The 20542-nt window shown below is 69.6% G+C and carries 18 protein-coding genes and 1 tRNA gene; 9 read left to right on the forward strand and 10 right to left on the reverse strand.

All coding sequences use genetic code 11. The annotated features are described in order from the left end of the window. Positions 1 to 61: 61 nt before the first annotated feature. Positions 62 to 643 (forward strand): histidine phosphatase family protein, encoded by a 582-nt coding sequence (locus tag BJ992_RS20935; RefSeq protein WP_184983579.1) that lies wholly within the window; start codon positions 62 to 64, stop codon positions 641 to 643. Between the two features lie 6 nt (positions 644 to 649). Here BJ992_RS20935 and BJ992_RS20940 read toward each other — a convergent pair whose 3' ends face one another. The 3 genes from BJ992_RS20940 to BJ992_RS20950 form a co-directional block, all read right to left on the reverse strand. Beyond that, positions 650 to 940 (reverse strand): hypothetical protein, encoded by a 291-nt coding sequence (locus BJ992_RS20940; RefSeq protein ID WP_246496735.1) that lies wholly within the window; start codon positions 938 to 940, stop codon positions 650 to 652. Between the two features lie 102 nt (positions 941 to 1042). Next, complete coding sequence (locus BJ992_RS20945) at positions 1043 to 1279, reverse strand: DUF397 domain-containing protein (RefSeq protein ID WP_184983581.1); 237 nt, start codon at positions 1277 to 1279, stop codon at positions 1043 to 1045. Then, positions 1280 to 2101, reverse strand: coding sequence for a helix-turn-helix domain-containing protein (locus BJ992_RS20950; protein WP_221475641.1), 822 nt, complete (start codon positions 2099 to 2101; stop codon positions 1280 to 1282). A gap of 193 nt (positions 2102 to 2294) precedes the next feature. Between BJ992_RS20950 and BJ992_RS20955 the strand changes: the two genes are divergently transcribed. Together BJ992_RS20955 and BJ992_RS20960 are read left to right on the forward strand one after the other, a co-directional pair. Further along, a complete protein-coding gene (locus BJ992_RS20955) occupies positions 2295 to 2825 on the forward strand; it encodes an ATP-binding protein (RefSeq protein WP_184988626.1) in 531 nt (176 codons plus the stop codon). Between the two features lie 227 nt (positions 2826 to 3052). Further along, positions 3053 to 5431: a helicase-associated domain-containing protein gene (locus tag BJ992_RS20960; protein WP_184983584.1), complete on the forward strand. Its 2379-nt coding sequence runs from the start codon at positions 3053 to 3055 to the stop codon at positions 5429 to 5431. Between the two features lie 117 nt (positions 5432 to 5548). On the opposite strand, the gene BJ992_RS20965 is transcribed toward BJ992_RS20960, so the two are convergent. The 3 genes from BJ992_RS20965 to BJ992_RS20975 form a co-directional block, all read right to left on the reverse strand. Then, on the reverse strand, positions 5549 to 8161 hold the full coding sequence (locus tag BJ992_RS20965) for a penicillin acylase family protein (RefSeq protein WP_184983586.1): 2613 nt from the start codon (positions 8159 to 8161) through the stop codon (positions 5549 to 5551). 124 nt (positions 8162 to 8285) lie between these two features. Beyond that, positions 8286 to 9104, reverse strand: coding sequence for an SAM-dependent methyltransferase (locus BJ992_RS20970; RefSeq protein WP_184983588.1), 819 nt, complete (start codon positions 9102 to 9104; stop codon positions 8286 to 8288). Positions 9105 to 9296: 192 nt separating this feature from the next. Next, the gene (locus tag BJ992_RS20975) at positions 9297 to 9848 is read right to left on the reverse strand and encodes a DUF1349 domain-containing protein (protein WP_184983590.1); all 552 of its coding nucleotides are present in this window, start codon (positions 9846 to 9848) and stop codon (positions 9297 to 9299) included. A gap of 85 nt (positions 9849 to 9933) precedes the next feature. Between BJ992_RS20975 and BJ992_RS20980 the strand changes: the two genes are divergently transcribed. Beyond that, the gene (locus BJ992_RS20980; protein WP_184983592.1) at positions 9934 to 10254 is read left to right on the forward strand and encodes a co-chaperone GroES; all 321 of its coding nucleotides are present in this window, start codon (positions 9934 to 9936) and stop codon (positions 10252 to 10254) included. Here the strand turns inward: BJ992_RS20980 and BJ992_RS20985 are convergent. Then, positions 10251 to 10631: a TIGR02611 family protein gene (locus BJ992_RS20985; protein WP_184983594.1), complete on the reverse strand. Its 381-nt coding sequence runs from the start codon at positions 10629 to 10631 to the stop codon at positions 10251 to 10253. The genes BJ992_RS20980 and BJ992_RS20985 overlap by 4 nt on opposite strands. 390 nt (positions 10632 to 11021) lie before the next feature. Here BJ992_RS20985 and BJ992_RS20990 point away from each other — a divergent pair, with 390 nt between their 5' ends. Next, on the forward strand, positions 11022 to 12110 hold the full coding sequence (locus tag BJ992_RS20990) for a hypothetical protein (RefSeq protein ID WP_184983596.1): 1089 nt from the start codon (positions 11022 to 11024) through the stop codon (positions 12108 to 12110). Positions 12111 to 12181: 71 nt separating this feature from the next. On the opposite strand, the gene BJ992_RS20995 is transcribed toward BJ992_RS20990, so the two are convergent. Continuing rightward, on the reverse strand, positions 12182 to 15673 hold the full coding sequence (locus BJ992_RS20995; protein WP_184983598.1) for a fibronectin type III domain-containing protein: 3492 nt from the start codon (positions 15671 to 15673) through the stop codon (positions 12182 to 12184). Positions 15674 to 15928: 255 nt separating this feature from the next. Here BJ992_RS20995 and BJ992_RS21000 point away from each other — a divergent pair, with 255 nt between their 5' ends. The 4 genes from BJ992_RS21000 (at position 15929) to BJ992_RS21015 (ending at position 19724) form a co-directional block, all read left to right on the forward strand. Further along, positions 15929 to 17602 (forward strand): sodium:solute symporter family protein, encoded by a 1674-nt coding sequence (locus BJ992_RS21000; protein ID WP_343072788.1) that lies wholly within the window; start codon positions 15929 to 15931, stop codon positions 17600 to 17602. Between the two features lie 19 nt (positions 17603 to 17621). Further along, positions 17622 to 18200: a hypothetical protein gene (locus BJ992_RS21005; RefSeq protein WP_184983600.1), complete on the forward strand. Its 579-nt coding sequence runs from the start codon at positions 17622 to 17624 to the stop codon at positions 18198 to 18200. A gap of 176 nt (positions 18201 to 18376) precedes the next feature. Continuing rightward, positions 18377 to 19510 carry a cellulose binding domain-containing protein gene (locus BJ992_RS33885; RefSeq protein ID WP_281390430.1) on the forward strand — a complete coding sequence of 378 codons (1134 nt, stop codon included), beginning with the start codon at positions 18377 to 18379 and terminating at the stop codon, positions 19508 to 19510. A 137-nt stretch (positions 19511 to 19647) separates the two neighbouring features. After that, positions 19648 to 19724 (forward strand) — tRNA-Ile (locus BJ992_RS21015). Positions 19725 to 19904: 180 nt separating this feature from the next. Here the strand turns inward: BJ992_RS21015 and BJ992_RS21020 are convergent. Then, positions 19905 to 20282 carry a hypothetical protein gene (locus BJ992_RS21020; RefSeq protein ID WP_184983604.1) on the reverse strand — a complete coding sequence of 126 codons (378 nt, stop codon included), beginning with the start codon at positions 20280 to 20282 and terminating at the stop codon, positions 19905 to 19907. Continuing rightward, complete coding sequence (locus BJ992_RS21025) at positions 20279 to 20521, reverse strand: hypothetical protein (RefSeq protein ID WP_184983606.1); 243 nt, start codon at positions 20519 to 20521, stop codon at positions 20279 to 20281. Before BJ992_RS21025 ends, BJ992_RS21020 begins: the two co-directional genes overlap by 4 nt. Positions 20522 to 20542 lie beyond the last annotated feature (21 nt).

A 20542-nucleotide genomic window follows, 5' to 3' on the forward strand; every position in this document is an offset into this window, starting at 1 on the left:
CTCCCGCCGCTGAGCGTCCCCCGGCGGCCCGTGAGGCGCGCCGGTCGTGGATGATGGCGCGATGGAGGAGCTCATACTTCTGCGGCACGGCGCGACCGCGTGGAGCACGGCCATGCGGCACACCGGCCGCACCGACGTACCGCTCACACCGGAAGGTGAGGAGCAGGCCCGCGCGCTGGCCGGCGCGCTCAAGGGCAGGACGATCTCCCTGGTGCTGAGCAGCCCCGCGCGGCGGGCCCTGCGCACCGCGGAACTGGCCGGCCTGACCGGCGTCAGGACCGACACCGACATGTGGGAGTGGGACTACGGAGGTTACGAAGGCATCACCACGGCCGAGATCCGCGAGACCAGGCCCGGATGGTACCTGTGGCGCGACGGGGTGATCCCCGGGGACGCCGAGCATCCCGGCGAGACGGTGGAGCAGGTCGGGGAGCGGGCCGACCGGGTGATCGCGCGAGCGCTGCCCGCGGACGGCACCGTGGCGCTGGTCGCACACGGTCATTTCCTGCGCGTGCTGGCCGCACGGTGGCTGGGGTTGCCGCCGCGCGACGGGAAGTTGTTCAAACTGGACACAGGGACGGTGTCGGTGCTCGGCTTCGAGCACGGTGAGCGCGCCGTCGGCCGCTGGAACGCGCCGATCTGACGCGGGTCAGGTGACGGGGGCCGCCGTCGGCTGGGGGCCGCGTCCCGTCAGCCATTCGAGGACCTTGCGGTGGCCGCGGCGTGCGTCCTCGAAATGACCCCAGCGCCAGTATCGGGGCTGGTCACGAACCCCCGTGACCCACGTGCGGTACGCCACGGCACGGTTGCCGTCCTCTGTGGAGGCCGCGGACGCGACACCGTAGGTACGGATCACGACGCGGCCCCCCGGCGCGAACAACACGTCATCGGCGACGGGGTAGAGCGTCATCTGGTCCAGCATCGGGGCTCCCAGGGACATCAAGCGCAGCGGAGGCCACCAGTGTGCCGGATCGGATGAACGACCCCGGTTACGCGATGCGCGCTCTCCGGTTAACCGGACGCGCGATATGTGAACAGGACGTTACGCGACCAGATTGTCGAACTCCCCGTCCTTGACGCCGAGCACGAGTGCCGCGATCTCGGCGCGGGTGTAGATGAGGGCGGGACCGTCCGGAAATCGAGAGTTGCGGACGGCGACACCTCCATCGGGGAGCTCGGCAAGCTCGACGCAGTTGCCCTGCGAGTTGCTGTACAGGCTCTTCCGCCAGGCCACTCCGGTCAGGCTGGTGGCCGGCATTCCGTTATAGGGCTGGGTCATCTAGATCTCTCTGAGTATGTCGCCGAGGATCTCGGCGGTGCCCCCAGGCGTTGTGCTTTCGACGCACAGTTGTTCCATGGCGGTGAGGTACGGATCGACGTCCTCACGTTTGTCCAGGTAGAGGGCACCCCATAGCTGCTCGACGTAGACCACGTCCGAAAGGTCGGACTCCGGAAAACGCAGGATGCTGAACGCCCCACCCTCGGCCGCGTGCATGCCGAACTGGAACGGCATCACTTGCAGGGTGATGGACGGCAGGCTCGCCACCGCCATCAGGTGCTGGATCTGCTCGTACATGATCTCCTTGCCACCGATCGGCCGCCTCAGCGCGGCCTCGTCGATGACCGCCCAGAGCCGCGGACCGTCCTTCCGGGTGAGACGTTCCTGCCGTTCCAGGCGCATGTGCACACGCCGATCGATCTCGTCCTCGGTCACGTCCGGCCAGCCGAGCCTGATCACGGTGCGCGCGTACGCCGCGGTCTGGAGCAGGCCTGGGATGAACTGCACCTCGTAGGTCCGGATGGTCTGGGCCGCTTCCTCGAGACCGATGTACGTGTTGAACCATGCCGGTAGCAGATCGCTGTACTTTTGCCACCATCCGGGTGCGTTGGCTTCGCGGACCATCTCCAGCAGCCCGCGGCGGGCGGCGTCGTCGTTGACGCCGTAGAGCGTGAGCAGATCCTCGACGTCACGCGTCTTGAACCCGACCCGGCCGAGCTCCATCCGGCTGATCTTGGACTCCGAGGCGCGGATGTGGAAACCCGCTTCCTCCCTGCTGAGTCCCCGATCCTCGCGCAACTTGCGCAAGCTGGCGCCCAGCATGATTCGCCGGACCGTTGAGCCGGTACCCGGGGGGTCGATCGACACGTGCCTTCCTCCGGTTGTGGACTGGATCACAGTCTGTCAAAGATCGCGCGTGTAGTCCCCTTTCGTGACCTCTTGTACCAACCGTAGCGCCTGCACGTAGCTTCTGCACGTGCATTCGCTCTTGCAAGTGCACGGGAGCTGATCCATGATGATCTGTGTGCACTCCACGGACCTGACTCGTGGGGGGAACCAGTGGTCGGCGTTCGACTGGTGGCCCCCGATCGGCTGGTGGCCCGAGCCGGCGCGCGACCTCGCCCCTGCCGGGGCCTGCACCTCGAGCGCCACGTTCGTCCTCACGCCGCACGCGCGGTCCGCGCACGCCGCGCGGTGCTTCGCCGCCGGCAGCCTCACCGGGTGGGACATGTGCGACCTGGTCCCCGACATGGAACTGGTCGTCTCCGAGCTCGCCACCAACGCGCTGCGGCACGGCCTGGCCTCCGGTGGCGCGCACCCGCACGCCGACCGCGCCGACCTCGTCCGCATGTCGATGATCCGCAAAGGCTCGCTGGTCACCTGCGTCTTCGCCGACCCCGGGTCGGCCGTCCCCGTGCTGCGCCGCGCCGCCGATCTCGCGACCGGCGGCATGGGGCTGCACATCGTGGAGTCGATGAGCCTGCGCTGGGGCTTCGACCCCCTGTCGCCGTACGGCAAGGTCGTCTGGGCCGTGCTGAAGAGCTGACGGCAGATGCCACCCACCCGCTCGGGGAGGGGAGGCCCACCGTACGCGGCGGGCTCGATGCCCCCTGAGCTGGGAACACGGCACCGGCGTCGCCGGACGCGTGCGCCGCGGCGTCGACGCGCGGCCAATGAATCAGGGCCTATTCTGCTACGTCGAACCCGCCGGACCTGTGCTCTGCATTACGGTGGCATCTTGGTGACTTCCGCGAGACCTTCGAAAGAGCCGTGATGGACGATCACCTGCTCGCCTGGCTGACAACTCTTGATGAAGACCGGCTCGCGCGCGTCCTGGCCGGTCGGCCCGACGCCATCGCCGCGCCGTGGCCGCGCCGCCTGGACACCCTGGCCCGCCGCCTGAGTGACAACTTCGCCGTCATGGAGGTCATGCGCGGCCTCCCCCTGCCGCCGCTGGAGATCCTCCAGGCCTGCCTCGTCGTCGGCGACCGCGCCACCCCCGACGAGCTGGCCCGGTTCCTCGGGGTGACCACCGCCGAGGTCGTGCCGTGGCTCGACGGCCTGTACGACAAGGCGCTCGCCTGGCCCGGCCCCGGCGGCTCCCTCCACCTCGCCGAGGCCGTCGCGCGCTGGTGGACGGCCCCCTGCGGCCTCGGCGAGCCCCTGGCCTCCTACCTCGACTCCTGGACCCTCAACTCAGAAGGCCTGCGCCGCATGAGCCGCGCGCTCGGCCTGTCCGCGCAAGGCGGCAGGCGCCAGCTCATGGCCCGCGTCACCGCGGTGCTCGGCGACGCCGAGCGGCTCGCCGATCTGCTGCGCGAGGCCCCCGACGGCACGGTCAGCCTGCTCGACGAGTTCGCCTGGGACGGGCCGGTGCGCGGCGTCGACGGCAACCGCTTCGTCGCGCTCGACAGCCCCGAGAAGTGGGCCGCCGAGCGCGGCCTGCTGTACCGCACCCAGTGGGACATCGCCGAGATGCCGCGCGAGGTCGCGCTCGCGCTGCGCGGCCCCGACTACCGCGCGCCGTTCACCCCCGAGCCTCCGGCGCTCGGCACCGTGGCCGCCGACCCCGCCGAGGCCGGCCACGCCATGTGCCTGGCCGCGCCGCACGCCGTGGACCGCGCCGCCGCGCTGCTGGAGAACACCGACAAGACGCCGCTGCCGCTGCTCAAAGGCGGCGGCGTCGGCGTGCGCGAGGTGCGCCGCGTCGTCAAGGAGACCGGCTGCGCCGAGGACGAGGCCCGGCTGCTGCTGGAGGTCTGCGCCGTCGCGCGGCTGCTGGCCTTCGACGACGCCGCGGAAGGCCTGATCCCCACCAAGCGGTTCGACGCGTGGCGCCTTGAGGACGCTCCGGCGCGGCTGCGCACGCTGCTCGCCGCCTGGTGGCGCATGGAGCGCTCGTCGCTGCGCCGTGTCTCCGGCCGCTACCCCACCGTGCTCGGCGACGACCCGGCCGGTGAGACCGTGGCACGCGTGCGCAGGGCCGTGCTCACCACGCTCGCCACCCTGCCTGAGGACGCCACGTTCGCCAGCCTTCCCGAGCTGGTGCAGGCCGTGCACTGGCGCGCGCCGCTGCTCGACCGCGAGCTGCTCACCGAGTGCTGCCCCGCCGTGCTCGCCGAGGCCCGTCTGCTCGGCCTCATGGCCGGCGACAGCCTCACCGGCCTCGGCCGCGCGCTCGCCGCGCTCGGCCCCGGCGTCGCCGGCGACGAGCAGGACGAGTCGGTGCCGGAGGTCGAGCACGACCCCGGCCTGGTCGAGGTGTCCGTACGGGCCCTCGCGGGTGCGCAGCGCACCGCGTTGTTCGGCGCCGACCTGACGGCCGTCGTCACCGGTCCCCCCGCGGCCGAGTTGTCGTCGCTGCTCGACCGGGCCGCCGACCGCGAGTCCAAAGGCGCGGCGTCGGTGTGGCGGTTCAGTGCGGCGAGCGTGCGGCGCGCGCTGGACGCCGGGTACTCGGCCGAGTCCCTGCTCGAAGAGCTGCGTGCCGCCGGCACGGTGCCGCAGCCGCTGGCGTACCTCGTCAAGGACGTCGCGCGGCGGCACGGCGAGGTGACGGTCACCACGGTCGGCTGCATCATCCAGGGTGACCCGGGGCTGCTCGCCGAGATCGCCGCGCACCGCCGCCTGACGCGGCTCGGCCTGCGCCTGCTGGCCCCCACCGTGCTCGCGTCGTCGGCCGCCGCCGACCGCACCCTCACCTCGCTCCGCGAGGCCGGCTACGCGCCGGTCCCCGTGGACGACACCGGCGAGATCGCCGTACGGCGCGAACCCGCCGGCGGCCGGCTGATCCTGCTCCCCGGCGGCCGGGTGGCGGAGCTGGAAAGCCCTCCGCCGATCATCGCCGACCCGCCACCGGACCCGCGTGAGCACGCGCAGCGCCTCATGCGCAGCGGCCCCGACGAGCAGGCCGCGGGCCAGACATGGGCCGTCATCGGCCGCCTCGCCACCCGGCTCCCCACCGCGCAGCAGTCGCTGCTCGGTTTCGTGGTGGACCGCGGCGTCCGCGCGCTGATCACCCTGTCCGACGGCATCACCGCCACCATCAGCCACGGCGAGCTGCGCCGCGGCGTCCTCGACGCCTGGTGCGAGGAGGCCGGCGACTACCTGGAGTTCCCGCTCGCCGAGATCGCGTCGGTCACCAGCGGCTGACCGCCGGCTGGAGTCTCACAGCGGCGACCGGCCTGTCACCGGAGACGCTGCCGGTCCTCCACCTGAGTTCTCGCCGGCCGACCGGCCCGCCGTCCGTGGAGCGGCGGGCCCGCCTGGTCAGGGGACCAGGGTCAGCGTGTCGGTGGCGTCCGCCTTCACGGCGCGTTCGGTGTGGCGCATCGGGGTGGTGCCGCCGGTCCCCCACAGCTCCGCCTGGTCGGCGTAGGCGGCGTGGAAGGCGTGGCCGGAGGCGCCGGTCAGGTTGACCCAGCGGGACCGGTCGAGGTCGGCGAGGTCCACGACCATGCGCATGGACGGCACCCAGTCGACCTCGTACCCCTTGGTGGCGTTCCAGCCGGTCGCGTCCACCGCGTCCTTGCCGCCGCCGAGACGCAGCGGACCCCGGTTGAACAGCCACTCGACCGGGCCGATGCCGGAGGTGCCGAAGGTCTCGTTGGTCAGCTCCAGCGTGTGCAGGTCACCCCAGCGCCACTCCCCCGGCGTGCCGCCGAGCCGTTCCCGCAGTTCGGCGCGCGCGTCGGTCATGGCGGCCCGCAGCGTGTCGTCCATGGTCTCGGCGGCGGGGGTGCGGGTGTCGTCCCAGAAGGGGTCGGCGGGCCGGTCGAGCAGGCCGCGCACCACCTCGTACCATCGGTCGCCGCCGGTGGGCCGGCCGCCTTCGGGGAGTTCGTCGTCGAACGTGCGGCTCAGCAGGTGGCGCCACACGGCGTTGAAGTACGCAGCGGCGGCCGAGTCCGGCCCCTGGGTGCGGTCCCAGGTCTCCAGCAGCTCGCGGATCTCCCCGTCGGGGACGCCGGCACGCAGCAGGTGGGGGACGAGCGTGGGGGCCAGCGTGTTGGCGGTGTCCATCTGGATGTCCCCCATGGTCGCCGCCGTCATCTTCCCGGCGGCGAGGGCCTCGCGGATACGCTGCGTGATGCGCTGTGAGCGGTGGCCGTAGGCCCAGTCGGAGGTCAGGAAGTGGTCGTACCCCGGTCCTGTGGCGGCGTTGTTGGCGGTGACGATGTAGCCCTCCGGCGGATTGTACGCCGAAGGCAGTTCGTCGAACGGGATGAAACCTGTCCATTCCGCTTCGCTGGTCCAGCCCTTGGCGGGCCAGGTGCCGTCGCCTTTCGCGCGGACCGGGATGCGGCCGGGGGCCTGGTAGCCGATGTTGCCGTCCACGTCGGCGTACACCATGTTCTGCGCGGGGACCTCGAACAGCGCCGCCGCCGCGCGGAACTCCTGGAAGTTCCGCGCGGTGTTGAGCAGCAGCAGCGCGTCGGCGGTGCGGCCGGGGTCGAGCGCGGTCCAGCGAAGCGCCGCCTCCAGCCCGTCCTTCGGCTCCCCCGCCGCCGCTGCCGCGCCGGGGACGGCCCTGGTGGCGTTGTCCAGCACACCGGAGACGATGGGGCCGTGCCGGGTGGCGCGCACCGAGAGCCGCTCGGCGGCGCGGCCCGCCACCTTGATCTCCTCGGTGCGGACCTCCATGGGACGGTAGGCGCCGTCCACCTCGTAGGTGTCCCCCTTGGTCCGCTCCAGGTACAGGTCAGCCACGTCGGGTGCGAGGTTGGTGAAACCCCACGCCACACGGTCGTTGTGGCCGATGACGACGCCTGGCAGGCCGGAGAACGTGTAGCCGGTGACGTCGTAGGGGCAGGCGGCGGATCTCACGCGGCAGTGCAACCCGGCCTGGTACCAGATGGACGGGATGCGCGGGCCGAGGTGCGGGTCGTTGGCGAGCAGCGGCTTGCCGGTGGCGGTGTGCGCGCCGGCGACCACCCACGAGTTGGAGCCGATGCCGTCCCTGTCGCCGCCTTTCGTGCCGAGCGGCGACGGCACCACGCGCAACGTGCGCGCCACCGCGGCGAGCGCGGCGGCCGTACCGGAGTCGCCGTCCTCGGCCGTACCGGGGTCGCGGTCGCCGGACCCGGCGGCGGCCGTTCTGGGGTCGCCGTCCGTGCCGGTCTTCTTCGCGGCCGGACGGGCCGGCTTGGCGCCGCCGCGTGCCGGGCCGGTGACGATCGGAGCGTGGCGGTCGAAGGGGTAGGCGGGGTAGAGCTGCGCCACCCGGTCCTTCGGCAGCACGGAGGCGTACAGCGCGCGCCGCAGCTCGTCGTCCATGTTGGAACGCAGGTCCCACGCCATCGCCTTGAGCCACGCCAGGGAGTCGGCGGGGGTCCACGGCTCGGGACGGTAGGAGCCGTTGGTGAGGCCGAGCACGACGTACTCCAGGCTGCGCTCGGCGAACCCGTCGTGCGCCGTCATCCAGGCGTTCACCCCGGCGGCGTAGTCGGTGAGCGCCTGCCGGGTCGCGGCGCTCAGCAGAGCGAGCTCACGTTCGGCGGTGCGCCGCCAGCCGAGGGTGCGCACCACCTTGTCGACGTCCAGGGTGGAGGCGCCGAACAGCTCCGACAGCCGGCCGGCGGTGGTCTTGCGCCGGAAGTCCATCTCCCAGAACCGGTCCTGCGCGTGCACGTATCCCTGTGCCATGAACAGATCGTGCGGGGTGTCGGCGTAGATGTGCGGGATGCCGTGCGCGTCGCGCAGCACGGTCGCCTGCCGCTGGAGGCCCGGCAGCCGTAGTTCCCCGCCGGTCTGCGGGAAGGATCTGCGGACCGTCCAGACGGCCGCTCCGGCGAGCAGGACGGCGAGTACCACGAGGACGGTGAGCACCCGGGCCGTCCAGCGCAACGGTGTGGGCAACCCGGCGAACGGTGCGATCCTCAAGTCCCCTGACCTTTCCCTTCACATGTGCGCATCACAGTATGAGGTGCGTCCATGTGCGCCGGATCACCGGCAGGCGGCGCTTCGGCCACCGCTCGGACTCAGCGGAGATCAGTGCCGGCAGGAGTCAGGGGCCGGGTTTGCGGCCCACGCCGCCGACGGTCCAGATCCGCTCGGGGTTGCGCGCCGCCAGCGGGTGGTCCGGCCGCCACTGCCGGATGTACACCAGGCCGGGGTCGATCAGTTCGGTGCCGTCGAAGAACCTGAGCACCTGCTGCCGGGTGCGGGAGGCGTCCTCGGTGCGGCGGAAGATGCGCTGGTAGACCGGCACGACCCGGTCGGCGGTCTTCGGCCGGGAGTCGAGCACGGCGTGCGTGACGACCAGGTGGCTGCCGGCCGGCATCCAGTCGCGCAGCTCGCCGACCCTCTTGTACGGCTCGTCGACGTCCGGGGTGAACTGCAGGCGGTGCGGGATGATCACCACCACCGGCAGGGCCGGGTCGATCAGGCGGCGCGTGACCGGGTCGTCGATGATCGCGTCCGGGTCGAGCAGGTCTCCCTCGACCATGCCGGTGTCGTCGTCGGTGGCGACCAGGGCCCGGCCGTGCGACAGCACGACCGGGTCGTCGGCGACGTACACCACACGCGCTCGCGGCTGCGTCTCACGAGCGGCGACGTGGGTGTTGCAACTGGACGGCAGGCCCGCGCCGACCACGAGGAACTGCGTCATGCCTTCTGCGGCGAGATGGCGCACCACTCTGCCGTGGAACTCCTTGAGCTCCACCGTCATGGTCCGGATCTCCGGAGCGTAGGAGAGAAGCTCCTCCGCGGCTTTTCGGTCCGCCGCGAAATGGTCTTTTCCATCAAGGAAATAATTCGCGATCCGGGCCCAATTCGGTGCCGTGACGTCAAGCCCATCGGATCCTCCGCGGACCTCGTCCCCCACGCTTCCCCCCTCACCTGGAGCACGGGCCGACGCGGTATCAACCGGACGAAATACCGTAAATCCCCGCGGCCCTCTACGAACTTCACGTCCGTCGTCGGGAGCACCAACATACCCATTTTACGAGCTAACCTCTCGAAAGCCGGGCTCGTGACATGATTCAGGCCGACATCCCCGCAGGTGGGAGAAAACTATTCACTTGATCGTCACGTGGGTGAAACGTGTCTCGAACCCCGGACCGGACGGCGCGGCGCACATCACGCCGGCGAGAGCGGGAGGGCCCGGCGGGAAATAGGCCAGGCGCAGCATCGTCTCCGGCTTCGCGCCGTCCAGGCCGTACCGCACGACCACGGCGTCACCCTTCTTCTGGAGGTCGAGGGTGATCTCCTGCGACGGCTTGGCGGGGACGGTGACCGACCAGTCGGAGAAGCCCCGGGTCACCACCGTGCTCAGGTGGAGGCCGCCGTCGACGTACTCGGCCCCCGCCTTGATCCAGTTCTCGTCGTCGATGTGCAGCACCAGGCCCGCCTGGTCGTACTGCGCCGCATACGCTCCGCCGAACGTGGCCGTCAGCAGCGCGTCACCGGTCACCGTGGTGCCGAACATGTGCGCCGAGCTCACCTTGTAGTTGTAGAACGTGGTCTGCCAGAGGTCGGTGCGGGCCTCCGCCGTGATCCGCAGGTCCTCGCCGGCCGTCCAGTTCGCGGGCTCGTTGATCCACCGCCAGCCGCTCAAATCGTCGATCATGTGGCGAACCCTACCGACCGGCCTCGTGGGAGCGCTCTCCGAAAGTCGGGTCACCGTCGACGGCCCCGCCGCATAGGCTTTGCCTGTGACCGACCCGAAGTTCGAGATCCAGATGCTTCACGACCGCGTCATGGTCAAGACAGAGCAGGAGACCGAGGAGCGGCGCAGTTCCGCCGGCATCGTCATCCCCGCCACCGTCACGATGGCCAACCGCCTCGTCTGGGGAGAGGTGTGCGCCGTCGGGGCCAACGCCAGGCTGGTCAAGGCAGGCGACAAGGTGCTGTTCAACTCCGACGACCAGTACGAGGTCGAGGTCGGCGGCCAGGTGTACCTCGTGATGCGCGAACGCGATCTGCACGCCGTCGCCACCCCGCAGACCGAGCAGGGCACCGGCCTGTACCTCTAGGCCAGAGCCTTCGTCAGGAACATCTGGGCCATGCTCAGCAGATCGACCCCAAGGCTCAGTTTCAGCATCAGCCACACCAGGACCGCCGCGAAGGCCAGCGTCACGGCCGCCACCAGCACGCGCACCAGCCAGTTCTGCCGCATCAGCCAGTCGGTCCACGCCGACACCGTGCGCTTGGCGAACTGCAGCAGGCGGTGAGCCCACTCGAACTCCGTGGCCAGCACCGCCAGCCCCGCGAACACGATCAGCCAGCCAGGTCCCGGCAGCGGCACGAGCACCAGCCCCGTGACCACCAGCGCGGTGCCGAGCACACCGACCACGATGCGCAGGGTGAGCCGGCCGGTGCGGGTGGACCGCACACTGTCCACCCAACCCATGAAACCTTCACGCCGGACATCAGGAGAGGCGTCGTCCTGCCGCTCATCGGTCACCGCCACGCCGTACACCCCCAATAGCCGCCTTCCACCTGCCCACAATATCCAGCGTCATGAAAACGACGCTCATCCCGCAGGTGGAGCCTGGTATACGACCTGGGGATGGGCCCGGCCAGGACGTGTCCGCCGATTTTCGGACAGGCCGGCGCGGCGTCCGGCACACGGCTCGCGCCACAGGGCCCAGTGCGCCGTCCCGGCTTGATCAGGTTAGGTCTTCTCAACCGGCGGATCTGAGGTTATCCAGGAGCGGAGGGCCGGTGGAACGCGCCAAAACCCACCGCGCGGCGGCACACCGGCCTGACGTTCCGGTCCCCGAGGCGGATGGACAACGCGATGAGCCGATTACTTCCCGTATTCCTACGAGTCCTCTGCGTCATCGGCCTGCTGACGGCCGGTGTCGCCGCCGGCACCGCCGCCGAGGCCGCGGTACCCAACCGGTGGGGCTTCGCGCTCGTCGACGTCACGAGCGGCGTCCCCGACCCGTCGCACCAGGCGGGAAGCTGGCCCGCCGGGTTCAACGTCACCGTGACGAGCGGCGGCGTCGGCCAGTACTTCGTGAAGTTCCCGCAGATCGGCGTGCCGAACGGCGGGGTGGTGCACGTCACGGCGCTGTCGCAGACCGCCGTGTGGTGCCAGGCGCAGAAATGGGGCATGAGCGGCGCCGACGAAGTGGTGGCGGTACAGTGCTACCGCTTCGGCGGGACGCCGGAGAACACACGGTTCAGCATCGTGTTCGAGGAGAGCAGCGGCTGGGGTGCCATCGTGCAGGGACTCGGCTACGTCCACTGGACCGGCTCGGGGATCGGCACGCAGTTCAACTCGACCGGCACGGTGAACTCGGTGACCCCGACCGGTGTCGGGGTCTGGACCGTGAAGATGCCGAATCTCGGCCCGTCGGTCATGGCCGGCGGCATCCAGGTGACCGCCGTGAACTCCAGCATGCCGGCCCGCTGCAAGGTCGGCGCCTGGGCCCCGACGACGTCGGGGCAGCTCATCCAGGTGCGGTGCCACAACGCGACCAACGTCCCCGTCGACACCGGCTGGACCATCACCTACCAGTACACCAGGGCCGTGACGGGGGGTGCCGCGCCGCCGCGGTACTTCGGCTACGTCTTCGACAACTCACCCGCCAACCCCGGGCCGTACACGCCGGTGCCGGCGGGGGTCACGTTCAACTCCGTGGGCTCGTTCAACGAGATCCAGAGCGCGGGTCCCGGTCAGCGTATGGTGACCTTCCACAAGATCGGGGTGCTGCAGGACAACGTGCAAGTCACCGCGTACGGTCCCGGACCGGAGTTCTGCAACCTCGTGACCGTGTGGGGCACCTGGGGGATGGAGGTCACCGTGCGCAACGTCATCTGTTACAGCGGCACGACCAGAGTGGACCAGCCGTCCATGGTGGCCTACACGTCCGCGTCCTGACCGCCGCGGCACACAGGCAGGGCCCGGCACCCGCGCAGGGGTGCCGGGCCCGCTTCTCATGCGGCGGCCGGTCAGCCCACCGTGCAGCTGATCTGCGACGGGATGCTGTTGTTGTTGCCGTTCCAGCCGCTGTTGAAGCCGAACGACGTACCGGCACCCGCGGCGAGGTTCCCGTTGTAGGAGACGTTGCGCGCGGTCACCTGCGCGCCGGACTGGGTGACCGTGGCGTTCCAGGCCTGGCTGACGACCTGGCCGTCGGCGAACGTCCAGCGGACCGTCCAGCCGGTGATGGCCGAGGTGCCGGTGTTGGTCACCGCGACGTTGGCCGTGAACCCGCTCGGCCAGGAACTGGCGATCGAGTAGGCGGCCGTGCAGCCGCCGCCTCCGCCGCCGGTCGTGCTGAACGTCACCGAGTTCGACGCCGGCGACGAGTTGCCGGCCGCGTCCCTGGCGACCACGTAGAAGGTGTACGTCGTGGACGCCGTCAGGCCGGTCAGCGCGAACGAGTTCGTGGTCGCGGTGCCGACCTTCACGTCGGTCGTCCCCGCGCGGTACACGTCGTACCCGGTGACCCCCACGTTGTCGGTGGACGCCTGCCACGACAACGTGGCACCCGACGACGTGATCGACGACGCGGCCGGCGTACCCGGCCGCGACGGCGCGGTGGTGTCCCCGCCGCCGGTCGTGGTGAACGTCACCGTGTTGGACGCCTGCGAGGTGTTGCCGGCCGCGTCCCTCGCCACCACGAAGTACGTGTACGACGTGGACGCCGACAGACCCGTCAGCGTGAACGAGTTGGTCGTCGGGGTGCCGACGCTCACGTCGGTCGTCCCCGACCTGCGGTACACCGTGTACCCGGTGACGCCGACGTTGTCGGTGGACGCCGTCCACGTCAGGGTCGCGCCGGTGCTGGTGATCGACGACGCGGCCGGCGTACCTGGCCGCGACGGCGCCGTGGTGTCCCCGCCGCCACCGGTGGTGGTGAACGTCACCGGGCTGGACTCCGGCGAGGAGTTCCCCGCGGCGTCCCTCGCCACCACGTAGAACGTGTACGACGTGGAGGCCGTCAGGCCGGTGAGCGCGAACGAGTTCGTGGTCGCGGTGCCGACCTTCACGTCGGTCGTGCCGGCCTCGCGGTACACGTCGTAGCCGGTGACGCCGGTGTCGTCGGTGGACGCCGTCCACGTCAGGGTGGCGCCGGTCGACGTGATCGACGACGCGGCCGGCGTGCCGGGCTTCGACGGCGGCGTGGTGTCCGGCGTGGTGCCGCCGGTCCGGTCGCCGTAGATGACGCCGCGGCCGTTGGTGCCGATGTACACGCGGCCGTAGATCCGCGGGTCGCCGGTCAGGGCCTCGCCGATGTTGCCGTACTGGTGCTGGTCGTCGTTGATGCGGACCCAGGTCGCGCCGGTGTCGTCGGAGCGGAACACGCCGCGCACGCCGTCGATCTTGGCGATGGTGAACAGCGCCTGGTTGGTACGGCCCGGCGCCGCCTTGCCGAAGCCGATGTTGTCGGCCTCGGTGACGTTGGACAGCTTGGTGAACGACGCGCCGGAGTTGGTGGAGTGCCACAGGCCGTACGCGCCGGTGCTGCTGCCGCCGGCCAGCCAGATGTCACCCTCGGTGCCGGGGAGCGCCTTGAAGCGGACGTTACCGGTGGCCGGCAGGCCCGTCGCGGCGGTACGGGTGAAGGTCGCGCCGCCGTTGGTGCTGACGTAGAAACCGCCGGCGGAGAAGGCGTAGAACTTGTTCGGGTTCACCCGGTCGGACTCGATGATCGAACCGGCGGGGGCACCGGACGCGGCGCTCCAGCTGTTGCCGTACCCGACCGAGTACACGACCTGCTGGCCGGGGTCGCCGGGGGCCCACACGAAGCGGCTGCCGTCGGCGTTGGCGGCCACCGTGCCGCCGTTGTTGACCCCGCCGGGCTCGGTGCCCTGGAACCAGTTGGCGCCGCCGTCGGTGGAGAACGCCACATGGCTGTCGTTCGGCCGGTCCGAATCGGTGAAGTTGCCGGCCCTGACCATGATGCTCGGGTTGGTGCCGGCGTAGTCGAGGCTGGTGGTCGTGGTGAACACCGGCGAGGTGAACATCATCGACGGGACCTTGGTGAGGTCGGTGTGCCGGAACCCGCCGATGTCGCCGAGGCCGCTGATCAGCGGTGCGCCGGACGGCGGGCTGATCAGGTCGAGCACGGCGGTCTCCTCGAGGCCCGCCGCCGTCGGCTTGATGGTGAACTGGCCGCCGCTGTCCCACTGGCGCAGGTCGGTGGTGCCGTAGATGGTGGCGCCGGTGCCGTACATCATGCGGTTGGAGTCGAAGGGGTCGATCTCCATGGACTCGACCATCCAGCCGAGCTTGGGGGTGATCTCCGGAGGCTGGGGGTTGGTGCCGAAGGTCAGCCACGGGCTGGAGCTGATGTCCATCTTGTAGCGGAACGAGCGGTTCGGGTAGCTGGTGAAGTCCCACACGCGGGTCCACGTGGCGCCGGAGTCCGTGCTGCGGAAGAAGATCGCGTCCGGCCACCAGGAGTTCAGTGTGGCGACCATGAGCGTGCCGGGCCGCTGGCGGTCGATGGTGAGGCCGCTGTAGCCGAAGTAGTCGTCGGAGCTGCTGGACGCGATCGGGCTGATCTGCGTCCACGTGCCGGTCGCCGTCGCGTACCGCCACACCTCACCCTTGGTGCCGTTGTAGGGGCCGCCGCCGTCGCTGGTCGCGATGAACAGGTAGCCGTTGGTGGTGTCCAGCACACCCTTGTGCGCGATGTACCCGGTCGGCTGACCGGCGACGCGCTCCCAGGTGGTGCCGCCGTTGGTGGTGCGGTACACGGTGTTCGCCTTGTCGGCCACACCCACGTAGATCGTCTGGGTGGCGTTGCCGCTGGTGCCGGTGCGCTTGTCGAACGTCACCCACACCACACCCTGGTTGTCGCCGCCGTAGGCGTCACCGGGGGTCTCGGCGTAGTTGCCGGCGTTGGGGAAGCTCGTGACCTTGGACCACGTCACACCGGAGTCGGTGCTGCGCCACAGGCCGTTGCCGCTCGGCGCGCCGAAGTACAGGACGCTGTTGCGGTTGGGGTCGATCGCGAGGCGCTCACCCATGCCGCGGCCCGGCATGTTGCCGCCGAGCTTGAACGGCAGCACGCTGCGCTGCCAGGTGGCCCCCTTGTCGGAGGACCGCAGGATCGCGCCGGGGTTGGGGTCCCAGTCGTTGGTGTACATGCCGGCCGCGACGTAGACCTTGTCGGGGTCCACCGAGTCGGTCGCGAGGCTCACCACGCCGTTGTAACCCCAGTTGTCGAAGCCCACCCAGTCGAGCAGCGGGATCCAGGTCTGCGTCGACTGGTTCCAGCGGTACGCGCCGCCGATGTCGGTGCGCGCGTAGATGAGGTTCTGCTGGGTCTGGTTGAAGATGATCCCCGGCACGAAGCCGCCGCCGGCGATCTGGACGTTCTTGAACGTGTACGGGTCGGACGCCGCCGCCGTCACCGGTGGGGCCTCCACCCCCGCGGTGAAGCATGCCGCCATCAGGATGGCGAGCAGCCCGAAGAGCTTTCTGCGCATGAACGGTTTCCCTTCGAATACGGACAAACCGCCATGCACGATCAGGCGGGACCCTGACCGTCGACCTCCAGCGTGCATGGAACTGTGGTGCTCGGACGCCTGACACGTCCCGCGCGCAGACTCACACAGCGCGGCCCTGCGCGTCAATAGTTTGACGACCATACTTTCTCGGAGTGGGGCCACGATGTGGGCTGCGTCACAGACCGATCGTTATGCCAGGTGAAAGGGTGGAAAATCCGGGTAGCGGGCCTTGCCGTGGCTCCTCACCTGGCTCTGGCGGCCCCCGACCTCCGGCTGGACGTCAACCTCCTCGACTACCTCATCCTCGCGGTGTACTTCCTCACCGTCCTCGGCATCGGCTTCGTCGCACGCCGGACCATCAAGACCAGCCTGGACTTCTTCCTGTCCGGCCGGTCCCTGCCGGCCTGGATCACCGGCCTGGCCTTCCTGTCCGCCAACCTCGGCGCGACCGAGATCCTCGGCATGGCGGCCAACGGCGTGCAGTACGGCGTCGCGACCGTCCACTACTACTGGATCGGCGCGGTCCCCGCGATGGTGTTCCTCGGCGTCGTGATGATGCCGTTCTACTACCGATCCAAGGTGCACAGCGTGCCGGACTTCCTGCGCCGCCGCTTCAACGGCCAGACGCAGCTCCTCAACGCCATCACCTTCGCCGTCGCGCAGATCCTCATCGCCGGCATCAACCTGTACGCGCTCGCGCTCGTCATGGGTGCGCTGCTCGGCTGGCCGCTGATGCTGTCCATCGTGGTGTCCGCGGCGATCGTGCTCGCGTACGTCGTGCTCGGCGGCCTGTCCTCGGCGATCTACAACGAGGTCATGCAGTTCTTCGTCATCCTCGCCGGCCTCATCCCCGTGACCGTCCTCGGCCTGATCAAGGTCGGCGGCTTCTCCGGCCTCACCGAGAAGGTCCGGCAGTCCGCGATCGGCGAAGGCGGCCTGCACGCCTGGGCCGGCACCGCGTCCGGCGACAACCCGCTCGGCGCGCACTGGATCGGCATCGTCCTCGGCCTCGGCTTCGTGCTGTCGTTCGGCTACTGGACCACCAACTTCGCCGAGGTCCAGCGCGGCCTGTCGGCCCGCAACACCAACGCCGCGCGCCTCACCCCCATCGTGGCCGCGTACCCCAAGATCTTCATCCCCTTCGTCACCGTCATCCCCGGCCTCGTCGCACTGGTCCTGTTCAGCGACCTCGGCAAGCCCGACGGCCCCCAGTACAACTACGCGATCCCGCTGCTCATGGGCGACCTGCTCCCCAACGGCGTCCTCGGCGTCGCCGTCACCGGCCTGCTCGCGTCCTTCATGGCCGGCATGGCCGCCAACATCAGCGGCTTCAACACCGTCTTCACCTACGACATCTGGCGCTCGCACGTACGCAAGGACCGTCCCGACGACTACTACCTGCGCCTCGGCCGCTGGGCCACCGTAGGCGGCGTCGTCCTCGGCATCGGCACCGCGCTCATCGCCGCCGGCTTCAGCAACATCATGAACTACCTGCAGACCCTGTTCTCGTTCTTCAACGCGCCGCTGTTCGCCACGTTCATCATCGGCCTGTTCTGGCGCCGCATGACCCCCTGGGCCGGCTTCTGGGGCCTCCTGACCGGCACGCTGGCCGCCTTCGCCTCGTACATCCTCTACAAGGCGGACGTCATCGACTTCGGCACCGAACTCAACGCCACCTTCTGGGGCGCCGGCATCGCCTTCGTCGTCGACGCCGTCGTCTCGGTGGCCGTCACCCTCGCCACCACCCCCAAGCCCGAGAGCGAACTCCGCGGCCTGGTCTGGGGCCTCACCGACACGACTCTCGCCGACGACTCCGTCAAGGGCGACAAGTCCTGGTACCGCTCCCCCCTCGTCCTCGGCGCCGGCGCACTGATCCTCTCCGCCGCCATGTACATCCCCTTCATCTAGACCTCCCCGGAAGGCCCTCATGACCCCCGACAACTCCCGCCCCGACCCCACCCCTCACGAAGAGACCTCCCGGTCAGCCGACCCCCTCAACGAGGAAACCCCTGCGACCGCGGACACTTCCAGGCCCGCCTCCCACGACGAAACTCCTGCCGCCGCCGATGTTTCCCGGCCCACCTCCCACGAGGACAGCCCCCTGGCCGCGGACACTTCCAGGTCCGCCGGAACCTCCCCCCACCTCACCGAGGCCACCCGGCAGGACGACCCGCCGCCGAGCGACCGCACCCCCCTCGACGACTGGACCGGTTCCGTAGAGGCCGACTCCACCACCCCGGAGTCGGCTGCCGACCGGGCCGCCAAAGGCCGCGCCGCGCGCCTGTTCGACATCCGCCGCATCATCGGCGGCCTGTTCCTGGTGTACGGCGTCATCCTCGTCATCACCGGCATCGTCGACGGCAACGACGCGGTGACCAAGGCAGAAGGCATACGCGTCAACCTCTGGACCGGCATCGGCATGATCGTCGTCGCCGGCGTGTTCATCGGCTGGGAACGCCTCCGTCCCGTGGAGATCTCTCCCTCCGAAGACGACCCGGCCACCTGACCGTCACTGAACCGGATAAGTCACCATACGTGTAACTTTCAGCACGCGAACAGCGAACCCCCAGCTCACGCCGTCGTCCCCCAACCTCCGACTACCTCGTCCTCCCCGATGGTCCCTACCATCGCCGACAAATCCCCCGGAGGTGGACGATGGCTGCAAGACGCACGCTATTGGCAATGCTCACAGCCCTGGTCGGTGTCCTGGCATACCTGGTGATCACACCGGCCCTCCCCGCCAGAGCCGCCACCGTGAAGATCATGCCCCTAGGCGACTCGATCACCGGCTCCCCCGGCTGCTGGCGCGCACTCCTGTGGAACCGCCTCGTCCAAGCCGGCTACACCGGCCTCGACTTCGTCGGCACCCTCCCCCCTCAAGGCTGCGGCGTCTCCTACGACGGCGACAACGAAGGCCACGGCGGCGCACTCGTCACCAACGTCGCCGACCAGAACCAGCTCCCCGCCTGGCTCTCGGCCACCAACCCCGACATCGTCCTGATGCACTTCGGCACCAACGACGTCTGGAGCAACCGCCCCACCCAGACCATCCTCGCCGCGTACAGCAAACTGGTCGACCAGATGCGGGCCAACAACCCCAGGATGAAAATCCTCGTAGCCAAGATCATCCCCATGAGCGTCAGCTCCTGCCCCGAGTGCGGCAACCGCGTCATCTCCCTGAACGCCGACATCCCCGCCTGGGCCGCCGCCAAGAGCACCTCCGCGTCCCCCATCGTGGTCGTCGACCACTGGACCGCCTTCAGCACAGCCCAGAACACCTACGACGGCGTCCACCCCAACGCCTCAGGCGACCAGAAGATGTCCGACGCCTGGTACCCACCCCTCAAGTCCCTCCTCGACGGCGTGACCCCCACCGGCGAACCCACCCCCACAATCACCACAACCCCCACCCCCACCCGTCCCCCCACACCGACCCCGACCCCCACCCCGACCCGAACCCCCACCCCGACCCCGTCCGGACCCCCCACCCCCACCCCGACCACCTCCCCCGGCGGCTGCCAGGCCACCTACACCGTCACCAACTCCTGGCCCGGCGGCTTCCAGGCCGACGTGACCATCCGCAACCCCGGCCCCGCCACCGCCCCCGGCTGGACCGTCCGCTGGACCTGGCCCACCGGCCAGACCGTCTCCCAAGCCTGGAACGCCACCGTGACCACCACAGGCACCTCGGTAACCGCCAAAAACGCCTCCTACAACGCCACCCTCACCGCCGGCGCCACCACAACCTTCGGCTTCACCGGCACCCACACCGGAACCAACACCTCTCCAACCCCAGTCACCTGCACCTTCCCCTAACCCCCTGACCCTCCCTCCCACCACCAAGATCGAGGGCACCCCCACCCGCCCGCCGGGGGTGCCCTCTCTTTTTTGCCCCCACCCCCACCCGACCCCACCCCAAACACCCCCCGACCTATGAGAGACTCACAGCTTGCGGGGCGGTAGCTCAGCCGGTCAGAGCAGCGGACTCATAATCCGTAGGTCGTGGGTTCAAGTCCCACCCGCCCTACCACCCCCGATCACCGAAAAGAGCCCCTGGCCGGCAACTATGCCGCCAGGGGCTCTCTCGATACGTCCGGCTGTCCACGGCTGAAGGGGACCATCTACGGCTGGTCTTACCCAATGCTTACCCACAGCCGTCCCTCAAAGCTGTCGGCGAGATCGACGCTCTGCGGCGTAGCGCCGACAACCGTCAGGCGCTCACCTTCAATTGGTGGACACGCTGCTTGGACAAACCCATGACACGTGCCGTATCCGGCTCCGACCAGTGGCTCGTCAGTACTTTCGCGGCCTTGACCGCGAGTTCCGCGGCGCGCTTGGTATGCGCTTCGGCCAGTTCTTTCTCGCGGCTGTATTCCGCCACCACCTCCGCCGCCTCCGCGGGAAGGTCGAAGACGAACTCCACGCCAGGAGGCTCCTCGGGCCATGCCCAGGCGTGAATCCCCGCCAAGTCACGCTCAAGTTGGGACAGCGAGCTTGCCACGCCGACTCCGTCGACCTCACCGCCAGGGCAGCGCGACACCCACCGTCCGTGCTCGTAGGTGACGACATACGTGATCATCTTGCTCATCGGCTGATCCTCTCTATGACCGCCTCAAGCCGCTTGACGGCTTCGCGAAAGAGCTCCGGGTCGCGATCCGGGTCGGCAGGAATCATGACGGGAACCGAGACAACGCCATTCTTGATCACACGCAGCGCGCACATATCGCCCCTGAGGTGATACAGCCAGTCAGCTGTAGCACCTGCGGCCGCCACGATCGTTGCGACCTCGGCGAGCTGTCGCAGATGCGGGGGAAGGATCTCGGTCACACCCTGGAGGCTACTGCACTA

This window comes from Sphaerisporangium rubeum, from assembly GCF_014207705.1.
Classification (GTDB): Bacteria; Actinomycetota; Actinomycetes; order Streptosporangiales; family Streptosporangiaceae; genus Sphaerisporangium; species Sphaerisporangium rubeum.